This is a genomic window from Microvirga brassicacearum, from assembly GCF_008757455.1.
Classification (GTDB): Bacteria; Pseudomonadota; Alphaproteobacteria; order Rhizobiales; family Beijerinckiaceae; genus Microvirga; species Microvirga brassicacearum.
Genome location: NZ_VCMV01000004.1, coordinates 1 through 12,462, shown reverse-complemented (window position 1 = coordinate 12,462; position 12,462 = coordinate 1). Strand labels below are relative to the sequence as shown.

Below are 12,462 nucleotides of genomic sequence, written 5' to 3'. Positions count from 1 at the left end.
TTGGCCAAAGATAACATCCGCCTCTCCCTTTAGCATTTGCTAAGGTGACAATGCTCGTGCCGTAACGTTCGAGCTGAATTCAACAGTAACACGGCAGGAGTACGAGATGTCGACGCCGACCGGAGCAACGAAAACGCTTTTCGCGGACAATTTCTCGACAAACGGGAAGATCGATTCGACCAAGTGGGATTTCAATCACTGGACGCAGGACAACAACAAATCCTTCTACGGCAACACGCAGCAGCGCCAGGTACTCCCGTCGGCGTCGGACGGAGTGCTGCACCTGCTGCTGGACACCTACAACCCCTCGGACCCAAAGGGAAAGACCTTTCTGGGGTCGGAGGCGATCACCAAACAGACGTTCAGTTTGAGCAATGGCGGAATCGCCTTTGAGGCAAAGGCGAGATTTGTCGAGGAGCAGCGTGGCATCATCGGCGGTTTCTTCACCTTTGCGGGTCCGGCCGAACACCACGATGAGATCGACTTCGAGGCCTTGTCCAATACCAACACGAAGATACAGACGAATATCTATCACGACGAGGGATTGTGGGAGGGGCACCCCCAGTCCTTCCCGGTTACCGGCTCTTTGACAGATTTTCACACCTACCGGATCGAGTGGCTGCCAAATGCTGTCCGGTGGCTCGTGGATGGAAAGCTGGTTCGGACCGAAACGAAACTTGTTCCCGACAAGGCGATGGCGATGCACCTGAACATCTGGGGGCCACCGTCCGACTGGCCGACCGGGGACTCCAGTCTTGTTCCAGTCGGCAGCGCGGGGCAGAACAAGCAATACCGCTTCGACGTCGATTCAGTGAAGGTGGAGCAGTTGTCGAGCGCGCTCGGAACCGATGGCGCTGACAGGTTGATGGGCACCGCAAAAAACGACTGGATTGATGGCGGCCACGGCCATGACAGACTGTATGGCGGCCATGGAAACGATACGCTTTCGGGTGGCAGCGCCAACGATGCTCCATGGTGGCTGGGCGCTGGTAACGATACGCTCCACGGTCAGAACGGCAATGACAAACTGAGCGGCGGCGGCGGCGACGACGGGTTGCTGGGCGGAGCCGGGAACGACACCCTCTATGGCGATGCCGGCAGGGACAAGCTCACCGGCGGTGCCGGGGCAGACAATCTGAGGGGCGGCTCGGAGGCTGATACGTTCAGCTTCACCTCGATCAGGCACAGCACTGTCGATGCGGCGAACCGTGACACGATCGGGGATTTCTCACGCAAGCAGGGCGACAAGATCAACCTGTCGGCAATCGACGCCAACTTGCTTCGCAAAGGCAATCAGGCGTTCTCGTTCATCAAACAATCCGAGTTTCACCAGAAGGCCGGCGAACTCCGGTACGAGAAAGTCGCCGGGAAAACCTACATATACGGCGACGTGGACGGAGATGGCGTTTCCGATTTCTCGATCGAACTGAAGAGCTTGCACACGATCAGCAAGTCCTATTTCATCCTCTGAGACGAGGTTTCAATTCCGACGAATGGGCGGCCAGTTGGCCGCCTTTTTTGTGGGCGTAAGTCAGCCAGAAGCCACTATGATGGAGAGCCTTCAATGCTGGATGTGATTGATCGAACCATTGGAAGAGGATGCATGATGAGCACTCTCAAGACATCCGGATTGCCGGTCTTCGTCGCTGCTTGCATCATCTCGTCGGCGGTCGGGACCGCGAGTGCCGAGCCCCTGCCGAAAATGACCCCTCTGGTGGGCGAGGTGCTGACGGCGCCGCGGCCGGTCAAGGGATCCGACGGGCGAACTCATCTTGTGTACGAACTCCATTTAAGCAACGTGACCGATCAAAAGGCGGATGTGAAACGCATCTCGATCTTCGGCAATCGCTCGACAAAGCCGCTGGCCGTGCTGGAGAGCGACGCCGTCGGCGAAAGGCTCTCTCTCGGAGGGCGCCGCGGCAGTGAGACAAGGGAGCTTGGTGCTTTTCAGTTCGGAGTCGCCTTTCTCCATGTGACGCTCGATCCGGACCAGCCGCTCCCGACGGTTCTCCGGCACGAGGTAGCGGGTTTTTTCCAGCGCTTCGACGGGGATATGTCGATGTCATTCACCGAAACTCCGGTGATTTCTTCACCGCCCCTGGTGTTGGGACCGCCGTTGCGCGGGGATGGCTATCTGGCGGGGGACGGATGCTGCGATTCGTTTCGTCACGTGCGTGCGCTCTTGCCGTTGAACGGGACCTTTCATCTCGCGCAGCGCTTCGCCATCGACTGGGAGAAAATCGACGGTGAACATCGCCTGTTCGATGGCGACGCGAAAGATGTGCGCAGCTATCACATCTACGGCCAGCCCATTCTGGCCGTTGCGGACGGTACGATTGTCGACGCCCGGGCGGATCTTCACGATCAGGTGCCGGGCGCCTTGCCGTCCGGTCTTCCGATCGAGGAAGCAGACGGCAACTTCGCCGTCCTCGACGTTGGCGACGGCCGCTTTGTCCTCTACGCCCACATGCGCCCGGGGAGCCTGAAAGTGCGCTCCGGCGACATCGTTCGCCGCGGCGACGTGATCGGCGAAGTCGGCAATACGGGAAACAGCTCGGCGCCGCATCTGCATCTTCAAGCAATGGATGGGCCATCCGGATTGTTGTCCAACGGACTGCCTTACGTGTTCGACGCGTTCTCCATCACCGCTGTCGACAAGGCAGGTACGGCAGATTTCGATCGCGCCGAGGAGACCGGCACGCCCCTGACTTTGACACCGACTTTGCCGCCGCTGCGGCTCGAAAAGGCGTTGCCGCTCGATCTGACCGTCGTCGATTGGGGGAACCGCTGATAACCAGCCGCGAATCGTCTGCCGCGTTACGGGCCTTGTCGATTCCGCCGCAGCTTCGGCGCGAGCGGTCGCCTCATTCGGAGGAGATCTGCGCCCCTGCATCCTCGCAGCACTTCCGAAGCGCTGAGAGGACCGCCGTTTCGTCGATCTGCGTATCGTGACGCTGCAGACAGGGGGCGAGCACGCACGCCAAGGCATACCCAGCCTGGCCCACGACGGGGAACGCGAGGTCGGTGACGCCGACAATGTCGCGGCTCTGGGCGATCTGGTAGCCCCGCTCGCGCAAATCCACCAGCCTCTGGCGGGTCTGTGGAGCGTCGAGCAGTCGCTGGACGTCCGCTGGCGCTTCCCGCATCAGCGCACGCAGCCGGTGCTCCGGTTGAAAGGCGAGAATCAACATTCCGGAATTGGCTTCGAGCGCGGGGCGGCCATAACCGAGTCTGATCGTGACGCTCGCATCGAGATGGCCGGCGGTGGTGGCAACCACCACCGTCTCGGCACGGCTGATCACCACGAGGTGGGCACCTTGTCCCGTGCTGTCGCTGAACCGTTCCATGTGGGGAACAACGATTGAGGTCAATTGCCGCCCGCGAGGGGTCCGGATGCCGAGATCGAAAAGATGGCGGGACAGCATCAGATGATCCGTCTCCGGTTCTCGCACCAGATATCCACGCTGCTGGAGCACAAAAACCATCCGAAATATCTCGCTCTTCGACCGACCGAGTTGATCGGCGATGGCGCGCGTCGAAAGCGGTTCCCCGGCTTCAGCGAGAAGTTCGAGAATATCGAGCCCCTTTTCGAGAGCCGGAGCGGAATAGGACACGCGGCTCGCGGCGTCATATTCGTCATCGCGATCAGTCATGAGGTTTCGTTTCATATATGAAGCTTGACATCAAATAAGAACTCCCGCTAGCCTCTTCTTCCGCTCGAGGTGGCTTGATGCTTGCACTTCCGAACGACGGCATAAGTTTTTTCCCGAAATTCGGCCGCCATCCCGCCGAGGCCGTGCAGTGAAATATGGCCTCCAGTTCCGTGACGTGTTCGCGGCCTGGGAGGCTTTCCTCGACGGTGTGCTTATTACTCTGGTACTGTCCTTCGCAGCCATGCTCGGCGGGCTGCTGATCGGCATCAGTTTCGCTGCGGGGCGCGTCTATGGACCACCCATCCTGCGGCGCATTGTGGTCATTTATGTCGACGTCATCCGCAACACGCCTCTGCTCGTACAGCTGTTCTTGATCTTCTTTGGGCTCCCAAGCCTTGGTGTCAGACTGGATGGCATGACGGCGGCGATCATCGCGCTCGTCATCAACCTCGGGGCTTATACAACGGAAATCGTGCGCGCCGGGCTGGAAGCGGTCCCCCGGGTGCAGATTGAGGCGGGTTCTTCCCTTGGTCTCTCCAATTTCCAGGTCTTCCGCTATGTCGTTCTGTTCCCGGCACTGAAGGCGATGGTGCCGGCGCTGGCAAGCCAATTCGTGCTGCTCATGCTGGCGACCAGCATCGTGTCGCAGATTTCGGTTCCCGATCTCTTTCACGCGGCGTCGATCGTGCAGTCGCGCACCTTCCGGGATTTCGAGGTCTACACCGTCATCGGCGTTCTGTATCTCGCCTTGGCTTTCCTGTTTCGTGGGATTTTTGCCCTGCTTTATCAGCGAGCGTTTGCAAGACGATGATCCGCTCATTTGGCATGATCGACATATTCTATCTTCTGGCGGCCGCACGCTGGACGATCATGCTGACGGTTGTCGCTTTTCTGGGCGCGTCCCTTGTCGGCATAACGATCGCGGTGTTCCGCGTCGTTCCGTTCTGGCCGCTTCGCTGGTTCGCCGTTGGCTATATCCAGGTGGTGCAGGGAACGCCCTTGCTGGTGTGGTTGTTCGGACTTTATTTCGGGCTGTCCATTCTCGGCTTTCCGGTCAATCCCTGGTTTGCGGCGGCTGTCGCGTTCTCGGCCTATGGCGGCGCGTTTCTTGGTGAGATCTGGCGTGGGGCGCTGGTGTCGATCGCAAAGACCCAATGGGAAGCCGGCGCGTCGCTAGGGCTCTCCTTCTTTGAACAGCTCCGGTATGTCATCGTCCCGCAATCGGTGCGCGTCGCCATTCCGCCGACGGTCGGTTTTCTCGTTCAGCTCATCAAGAACACGTCGCTCGCCGCGACGATCGGCCTTGTTGAACTCACGCGAGAGGGTCAGCTGACATCGGCCGCCACCTTCCGCCCCTTCGTGGTCTACCTCACGGTCGCCGCGCTCTACTTCCTGATGTGCTTTCCTCTTACCCAATGGAGCCGCTCACTCGAGCGGAAGCTGCATGGCGCTCGTTGAACTGAACCATGTGACGAAACGCTACGGCGCCCTGACCGTGCTCGATGATGTGTCGCTCTCGGTTCAAAAGGGCGAGATCATCGCCGTAATCGGGCGATCAGGTTCGGGCAAAAGCACCATGCTGCGGTGCATCAACGGGCTCGAACGGATCCAGGGCGGCGACATCACCGTGGATGGGGTGCGGGTGAACGATCCCGCGACCAACCTGCGCAACCTGCGCCAGCAGGTTGGAATCGTATTTCAGAGCTTCAATCTGTTTCCGCATCTCTCCGTCGCCGGCAACATCACGCTCGCGCCACGCGTCGTGAAGGGCAAAGATCCCGGAATGGCCCGCGAAGTCGCACTCGACGTGCTGCGGCGCGTCGGGTTGGAGGACAAGATTGACGCATTTCCCGATGAATTGTCGGGAGGCCAGCAGCAGCGAGTCGCCATCGCGCGGTCGCTCGCGATGGATCCGCAGGTGATGCTTTTTGACGAGGTGACATCGGCGCTGGATCCGGAACTCACAGGCGAGGTCATCAAGGTACTCGAAGCCATGGCGAACAAGGGCATGACCATGATCCTTGTGACGCACGAGATCGGCTTCGCACGTCGTTTCGGCTCCAGAGTGGTGTTCATGCACCAGGGCCGGATCTGGGAGGAAGGCGCGGCCGCGGCCACGCTCGCAAGCCCACGCACACCGGAGCTCGAAACCTTCCTCAATGCAGTCCTGCACTGAGAGTAACCAGGAGGAACACCCTATGCGCTCGTTCTTTGCGGCGCTCGCCGCTATCGCGATTGGATTTTTCGGCGCCGCCGACGCCAAGGCGGACAAGCTTCAGGACATTATCTCGAAAGGCGTGGTCCGTATCGGAGTTCCGCTTGATGCACCGCCCTTCGGCTCGCAGGACGCCAATCGCAATCCTGTCGGGTTCGACATCGAGATGGCCGAGATGGTTGCCAAGGGTCTTGGCGTCAAGCTCGAGCTGCAGCAGATTACGGGCGCCAATCGAATTCCCTTCCTTCTCACTGACAAAGTCGACATCGTTATCTCGGTGATGGGGCTGACGCCCGAACGGGCAAAGCAGATTCAGTTTACGGCTCCTTACGCCAACACGTTCTTGGCAGTTTACGGGGCAAAGGACGCGCCGGTTTCAAACCCTGAGCAACTTGGCTCGCTCAAGGTTGCGGCCGCAAAGGGCACGACGCAGGAGATGGCCATCAGTGCGGCCAATCCAAAGGCCAATCTCATGCGGACGGAGGACGATGCCACGGCAGCCGCGGCTTATATTTCGGGCCAGGCCGATCTCATCGCCACCAACAGCATCGTCGCCCAGGCTCTCGCAAAGCAAAATCCGAACAAGGCCTTCGAGCGCAAGTTCACGATCCGGCGCAGTCCGGCTCACATGGGCGTGCAGATGGACCAGCACAATCTCGTACGCTGGCTCGACGGATTCATCCTGTTCAACTCAATGAACGGTGAGCTCGATCGGCTTCATCGCAAGTATCTCGACATGCCGATGGATCCGCTGCCGACGCTCTGAAATTAATAATCCGACCGCCGGGCTCTCTCCCGCTCGGCGGGTCACCTCATCCCAGCGGACGGGGCCTCCCAACGGATACCCGCTGTCTGCGCGACCCCCGGAACGTCATGCGCGCCGCACACTCGCCGAGACCCTCAAGCGCCTTTATTACCGTGGACCCTGACCGCGCCGGCAAGCAGGTGGGCTTCGTCATGATCCCGCATTCGCCTCACGACGACGCCTGGGGTGTCACGCGCGTACCCATCGCGGTGATCAAGAACGGCCACGGACCCACGGTGATACTGGAGGGCGGCAATCATGGGGACGAATATGAGGGGCCGATCACGATCTGCGACATGATCAGGGATCTCGATCCCGCGGAGGTACAGGGTCGTCTCATCCTCATGCCGGCCAACAACGTCCACGCGGTCATCGCCGGTACGAGAACATCGCCGGTCGACGGCCTGAATTTCAATCGCACCTTTCCGGGCGATCCGCGTGGGACCATCACGCAGCAGATCGCCGCCTATATCAGCGACAACATCTACCCGATCGGGGACGCGTTCATCGACCTTCACTCGGGAGGTTCATCGCTCGACATCATCCCAAGCGCGATCATCGAGCCCACCGACGATCCAGAGCTTCATCGGAGAAACGTGGCGGCGGTGCGAGCGTTCGATGCCCCGATGACCGTGGTGATCAGCAATTTCGGGGAGCCGCGCACCGCCACGGCCGCTGCCTGCCGGTCCGGCCTGGTGACGGTCGGGAGCGAGATGGGCGGCGGCGGCACCGTATCGCTTGAGGCGCTCGGCGTCTGCCGGCGCGGCGTTCGCAATGTACTCGCGCATTTGGGTGTACTCGCGCACCACAAAGGGACGAGCCTCCGCGGAGACAGCCAGATTCTCGAACTGCCGGGCACCTCCGCCTATGTCTTTGCCTCCGCCGACGGGGTTTTCGAACCGTTTCACGCCAATGGCGCGACGGTCAGCGCAGGCCAGCCGGCCGGGCGGATTCACTGCACGTGGGATCCCACTCGTCCACCCGACCTGCTTCACTACGCGGCGGACGGCATCTTGTATGGCCGACGCCAGCCGGGGAGAGTGCGACCGGGAAACTGCTGCCTCGTCGTAGCTGCGCCTTACCGGGGAGTTCTGGCATGATCACCCTCGACGATATCCTTGCAGCGCGCACACGCATTGCTCCCTTCGTCCGCCGCACCCCCATTCTTCCCGCAAGGCAGATGCGCGATGGGCGTGGGATCGACGGGCGCGTGACGCTCAAACTGGAACACCTCCAGGTCGCTGGATCGTTCAAGGCGCGTGGCGCCATGAACCGAATCAAGACCTTGCCGGCGGAGAAACTGGCGCGCGGGCTCGTCACCGCATCCGGCGGGAACCACGGTCTCGCGATTGCCCGATCCGCTCATGTCGCGGGCATTCCGGCGCAGATCTTTCTGCCGTCCAATGTGGCGCCGGACAAGGTCGCAAAGTTGAAGGGCTGGAATGCAACCGTCGAGATCGTCGGATCGGTCTGGGATGAAGCGAACGACGCCGCTCTCGCGTTCGCCTCCCGCACGGATGCGACCTATGTCCATCCCTTCAGCGATCCCGTCGTCGTCTCGGGGCAGGGCACGCTGGGACTCGAAATCCTGGATGATCTGCCGGACATGGACGCAATTCTCGTTGCGATTGGAGGCGGCGGTCTCATCACAGGCCTGTCCGCCGCCGTGAAGGCAGTTCGCCCGAGCGTGAAGGTGATCGGTATAGAACCGGTCGGATCACCAACGTTGCGCGCCTCACTCGACGCGGGTCACGTGGTCACTCTCGATCGCATCCACACACGTGTCCCAACCATGGCCTGTCGCCGCACTGACGAGGCGCTCTTTGAAGCGGTAAGGCATACGATCGACGACATTGTGCTCGTCACGGATGAGGAGATGCAGGAGGCGGCGCGGTGGCTCTGGTTCGAGTTCGGGATCGCCGCCGATCTCTCCGGCGCAGCCTCGATTGCCGCCTTGAGAAGCGGAAAGGTGGTGTCCGGCGCCTATGGACAGGTGTGCGCCCTGATCTGCGGGGCGGGAACGGACGGCATGGCATGACGAGCCATGCTGGTCAGCTCGCTTTACGTGTTCACACCTGCACGGGATGGACCAAATGGCGGACCGGATCGAAGGCCGCTGGGCGCGAACATCCTGGCTCGCTCGACGGCGAACCGGCTGACAGGGCGCGGATAAGCGCAAGGGGATTCGCGGACTGGGTCCAACGATCGGTAGCCGGGGGCGGAGGAAGTCGTGGCGGTGGAGGCAGTCTTCCGCGAACCTGCCTCCGAATGATATCGCCGGTTTACAGGGAATTTCAGCGAATTCTCAGTCGGATCGAGTTTCCTGGAGCGAGCGACATTGAGAATCACAGAGTTATCGCAGCCACTTAGCAGCGAATTCCCTGCTCCCCTGAACAGGGAATTCGTCGAACCTTATCAGGGACGACGCAGCGCGTTACAGGGAGGCAGAACCTGATTCAACTGGCCGTGATTGATCCGGCCTGATGCGCTTCTTAGCCTAGCCGTCTTCTGTGATCGTGCTGTCGTCTTCTTCGCCCACTAGGTGCAGGAGAGTGATGGCATAGCCGTCCTGTTGATAGAGAGACTGTACGTTTAGCTGGCCGGGGACAGGCTTTGTGATCCAGTCGACCAAACCAGCGCTTTCGATGGCAGACAATACGGATGCGCGAGCAGGCGAGGGGAGCTGCGGCAGAGTACGTCCTTTGGCAACTCGGAGCGCCGGAAACCCACCACCCCGCACGACGTAATCGCATTCGCCATCCTGGCTGACGACAAATGCCAACCGTCTCGGGTAGCGCTTACATAGCGTCGAACGGCAGCCTGCCGGCTGATGTCGAGATCGTTGGAAAGTCTAACGACGTGTTCAAGATCGGGAAGGCTTTGCAGGAATGGTCTCACCCGCTCGGTCGGCGCCAAGAGCTCAATGGCAAACAGGTTGGCTTCCTCCTCCTGCCGACGATGGCGATTGTGGGCCCGCCCGTCCGAGAGCCACAGATCCTCGCTTCGGCAGGTGAACCCGCCCGGATCGCTCGGTTGGTGCCAGGAGAACAGGAAGTGACCCAGCTCGTGGGCGATGGTGAACCGTTGACGCCGCCGGCTGTCCTGCGCACGAACCAGAATGGTTCCGAAATTCCGCTCCGGCTGCGTGATCAGCGCGCCGACAAATCCATTTACCTTTTCGACGTGGATATCGCTGATGTCGAGCGCCCGGGCGATGTCGTGGATCGGAATCGCAAAATCCAATGGGCCAAGCTGCGCGTGAATGGCGGCGGCGATGGCAACGATGTCCTGCCGCAGATCGTCCAGAGCCATCCGGTCGAGGTGAACGATCATCGCGCCTTTTTGCTTCGCCCGGATCTGATTGATGATCTCATAGACGAAGTTGCCCGAGGGATCGGGCTTCCGCATCGGCCTGCGGGCCGGCGCCTTGACAGGCCCGGACCCTTCGTATGATGGGCCGGCAGACTTGGACCCGATCTCCTGCGCCTGTCCAAGGGAGGGCGTTTCGGCCAGAGCCGAATTCGCCGGCAGGGTGATTCCCAGCAGGTTCGCTGCCGCTATTGAGATGACTTGTCGTTTCCACGAGGCCGCTGAGTCCGTCATCATTGCCCTCCACAGTTCCTTTGGGCATCAGCGTCACCGCGGGCACCGCTTGTACGCGGTGCCTGTGTCCTGCTCGTTGAAGTAGCGCCGGAGGGAGTCGTCCGGCTGCGGTGACATGAGAACCCTCACCTCCAGCCAGGCTCCGTGGTAGACCGCAAGCCGTCCCTGCGCCATGGAGCCTGGGACCGCAGCTAACCCCTGCCCAAGCCCGGCGGCCACCGCCCATCCTGCAACGCCCATCGATTCCTCCTTCACAGGCAATACCTTGGTCCTTGCATTCACAAGCGAGCTCCATCGACGGGGCCTTCGCCGGGAAAGTAAGGGCTCATCGATGCGAGACGTGGCAGGACACAATCGATTTTCTGGAACCGTCACGCCGCCCGGCTGACCCGCTGGGCCGTTTTCTCCGCCTGAACGGTGGTCTTCTCGACCTGTACCGTGATGGTCCGGGCGGCCTCGTCGGCCATCTGGATGGTGAGTTCCGCGAGGCGCCGACTGTTCCCCACTGTCTGCTCCAGGTTGTCGCGGATCAGGCCGCTTTGGACCCCGGCCAGATCTTGCAGCGACCGGCAACGGGCGAGAGCATTAAGGCCCTCAAGGTTCCGCTGACATCGTCTTTGGCTCATCTCGAACGCTTCGCGGGAGATGTCCTGGAAAGCGCGGGCCAAAGAGGCCCCAGATTGGGCCGCAACCCGAAGGTTCTGCGAAGCCTGTTCGGTCAGTCCTTGCGTATCTCCTCCGGCGACACTGAACCCCTGCGTCAACTGGCCGGTCGAGCGGCGGGTCATTTCGGAGGCGGCACCGAAGCTGTTCTCCAGCGCCTCCTGCATGGAGCGGGCCATGGCTTGGAAGCCCTCCATTCCGGCCCGCAGGGTATCAGCCGCGTCTTCTGCCACCCGCTGACTGACCTCGGGCTGCTCGCGTGTGCGCCGGGCCTCGGTCCTCTTGCTCTCTTCCATTGTTGCCATCTCCTCCTCCACTTTCTCGGCCACCGCTTCGGCCTCCTCGTCGTTCAACACCTTGAGTACCGCAGGAAGCAGCTCCTTCCGGTCGTTGCGAATGTGTTGCTGGAATATGCGCCTCAGCTCTCTTACGCGATCGAGGAACACGCTGCTGTTCTTCGGCATGCGTTCAAGCTCCACCATGAGCGCACCCGTTGCATCGTTGTCGTTGGTGGCCTCGCGCACGAGGTCCTGCATTCCATGCCGGCGCAGTACCGGAAACAGATGCTCTTCCTGCAAGGAGGCCAGCAGCGTGAGCTCTTCCTTCAGCTCTGCGAGGAGGCGCTCACGGGTCTTGATGGCATTGTCGGATGTGGCGAGCAGCTTATCGAAGAGCTCGTTTGCCTTCTCCGGGGGTGTCTGGATGAATCGTCTTGTGGCGGACATCGTCGTCCCTCCCAAGCCATGAAAGGAGTGATTGAGGTGTTTTGAACGCGATTACGCAGCGGCATCAACTTTTCCCCCGACACAGCGAGGATTTGCCCGGAAGGGGCAACGAGATCTGAGGAGGTCTTACCAAAATCGCCCGATCTTTTTGCCTTCTGGGAGCGTCATACCGCCGATACTTCGAGAGGCCCCAAGTCGGCGAACGTCAATGAAACCGGGCCGTTCCTCCCGTGAGATTCATGATCTACGGTAAATCTCAATTTGTGTTCATTGTTGGTCAAACAGCAGAGTCATTGCCTCACGCGAAGACCGATAAGGTGGAGGCTCATGCGTGGCGAGAGCCCGCGAAAGAAGCCGCTATCGTCATCGCCTCCTGTCGGCGCGAAGACATCGACGAGCGTTCCACCACCGGGCCTGAGCGTACCGACGAAGCCGTTGAAATCATCATTATCGCGCCAGCTCCAGCTGGCATTCACACCGGCCTAGAAGCCTGTCCACGGGAAGACTGGGAGCGGCGCGATAATCGGAGCCGGCGGGGACGAAAATGGAAGTTTCGAGATCACCGTGGTCCTGTCACAAAGTGCCTAGCACTTGTCTCAAACGATCAAGCCTGTTCTTCCGAAAGGTTCACGATGAGCCAGCCCGTGACAGCCTGCCCAGCGCCGTGTTGTGCGCCGGGCAGCGAAAGGGAGGATGACGATGAACAAGCTTCTGTTGTCTCTCGGTGCTCTCGCAGCAGGCGCTCTTCTGATCCCGGATATGGCCGAGGCCCAGCGCGGCGGCCGCGGCCATATCCGG

General features: G+C 60.8%; 12 protein-coding genes. 8 read left to right on the top strand and 4 right to left on the bottom strand.

Annotation, left to right across the window (positions count from 1 at the left end; translation table 11 throughout):
* Positions 1-106: 106 nt before the first annotated feature.
* Together FEZ63_RS04030 and FEZ63_RS04025 are read left to right on the top strand one after the other, a co-directional pair.
* Entirely contained in the window at positions 107-1,471 is a 1,365-nt protein-coding gene (locus FEZ63_RS04030) for a family 16 glycosylhydrolase (RefSeq protein ID WP_150942356.1), read from the top strand.
* A 132-nt stretch (positions 1,472-1,603) separates the two neighbouring features.
* On the top strand, positions 1,604-2,791 hold the full coding sequence (locus tag FEZ63_RS04025; protein WP_150942355.1) for a M23 family metallopeptidase: 1,188 nt from the start codon (positions 1,604-1,606) through the stop codon (positions 2,789-2,791).
* A 73-nt stretch (positions 2,792-2,864) separates the two neighbouring features.
* Here the strand turns inward: FEZ63_RS04025 and FEZ63_RS04020 are convergent, their stop codons facing one another.
* On the bottom strand, positions 2,865-3,653 hold the full coding sequence (locus FEZ63_RS04020) for an IclR family transcriptional regulator (protein WP_162419664.1): 789 nt from the start codon (positions 3,651-3,653) through the stop codon (positions 2,865-2,867).
* Between the two features lie 148 nt (positions 3,654-3,801).
* Here FEZ63_RS04020 and FEZ63_RS04015 point away from each other — a divergent pair, with 148 nt between their 5' ends.
* The 6 genes from FEZ63_RS04015 to FEZ63_RS03990 all read left to right on the top strand — a co-directional run bounded on the left by FEZ63_RS04015 (position 3,802) and on the right by FEZ63_RS03990 (position 8,711).
* Positions 3,802-4,464, top strand: coding sequence for an amino acid ABC transporter permease (locus FEZ63_RS04015; RefSeq protein WP_150942353.1), 663 nt, complete (start codon positions 3,802-3,804; stop codon positions 4,462-4,464).
* Positions 4,461-5,111, top strand: a complete 651-nt coding sequence (locus FEZ63_RS04010) for an amino acid ABC transporter permease (protein WP_150942352.1) — start codon at positions 4,461-4,463, stop codon at positions 5,109-5,111. The genes FEZ63_RS04015 and FEZ63_RS04010 overlap by 4 nt, the downstream gene beginning before the upstream one ends.
* A complete protein-coding gene (locus FEZ63_RS04005; RefSeq protein WP_150942351.1) occupies positions 5,098-5,829 on the top strand; it encodes an amino acid ABC transporter ATP-binding protein in 732 nt (243 codons plus the stop codon). Before FEZ63_RS04010 ends, FEZ63_RS04005 begins: the two co-directional genes overlap by 14 nt.
* Positions 5,830-5,851: 22 nt before the next feature.
* Positions 5,852-6,634: a transporter substrate-binding domain-containing protein gene (locus tag FEZ63_RS04000; RefSeq protein ID WP_162419663.1), complete on the top strand. Its 783-nt coding sequence runs from the start codon at positions 5,852-5,854 to the stop codon at positions 6,632-6,634.
* A gap of 107 nt (positions 6,635-6,741) precedes the next feature.
* Positions 6,742-7,773 (top strand): succinylglutamate desuccinylase/aspartoacylase family protein, encoded by a 1,032-nt coding sequence (locus FEZ63_RS03995; protein WP_150942349.1) that lies wholly within the window; start codon positions 6,742-6,744, stop codon positions 7,771-7,773.
* Positions 7,770-8,711 carry a threonine ammonia-lyase gene (locus FEZ63_RS03990; RefSeq protein ID WP_150942348.1) on the top strand — a complete coding sequence of 314 codons (942 nt, stop codon included), beginning with the start codon at positions 7,770-7,772 and terminating at the stop codon, positions 8,709-8,711. Before FEZ63_RS03995 ends, FEZ63_RS03990 begins: the two co-directional genes overlap by 4 nt.
* Before the next feature lie 554 nt (positions 8,712-9,265).
* Here FEZ63_RS03990 and FEZ63_RS03985 read toward each other — a convergent pair.
* From FEZ63_RS03985 to FEZ63_RS24945, 3 genes are all read right to left on the bottom strand, one after another.
* Positions 9,266-10,279 (bottom strand): ImmA/IrrE family metallo-endopeptidase, encoded by a 1,014-nt coding sequence (locus FEZ63_RS03985; RefSeq protein WP_150942347.1) that lies wholly within the window; start codon positions 10,277-10,279, stop codon positions 9,266-9,268.
* A gap of 30 nt (positions 10,280-10,309) precedes the next feature.
* Positions 10,310-10,516 carry a hypothetical protein gene (locus FEZ63_RS03980; RefSeq protein WP_150942346.1) on the bottom strand — a complete coding sequence of 69 codons (207 nt, stop codon included), beginning with the start codon at positions 10,514-10,516 and terminating at the stop codon, positions 10,310-10,312.
* Positions 10,517-10,647: 131 nt separating this feature from the next.
* Positions 10,648-11,664: a phasin family protein gene (locus FEZ63_RS24945; protein ID WP_162419662.1), complete on the bottom strand. Its 1,017-nt coding sequence runs from the start codon at positions 11,662-11,664 to the stop codon at positions 10,648-10,650.
* Between the last annotated feature and the right edge of the window lie 798 nt (positions 11,665-12,462).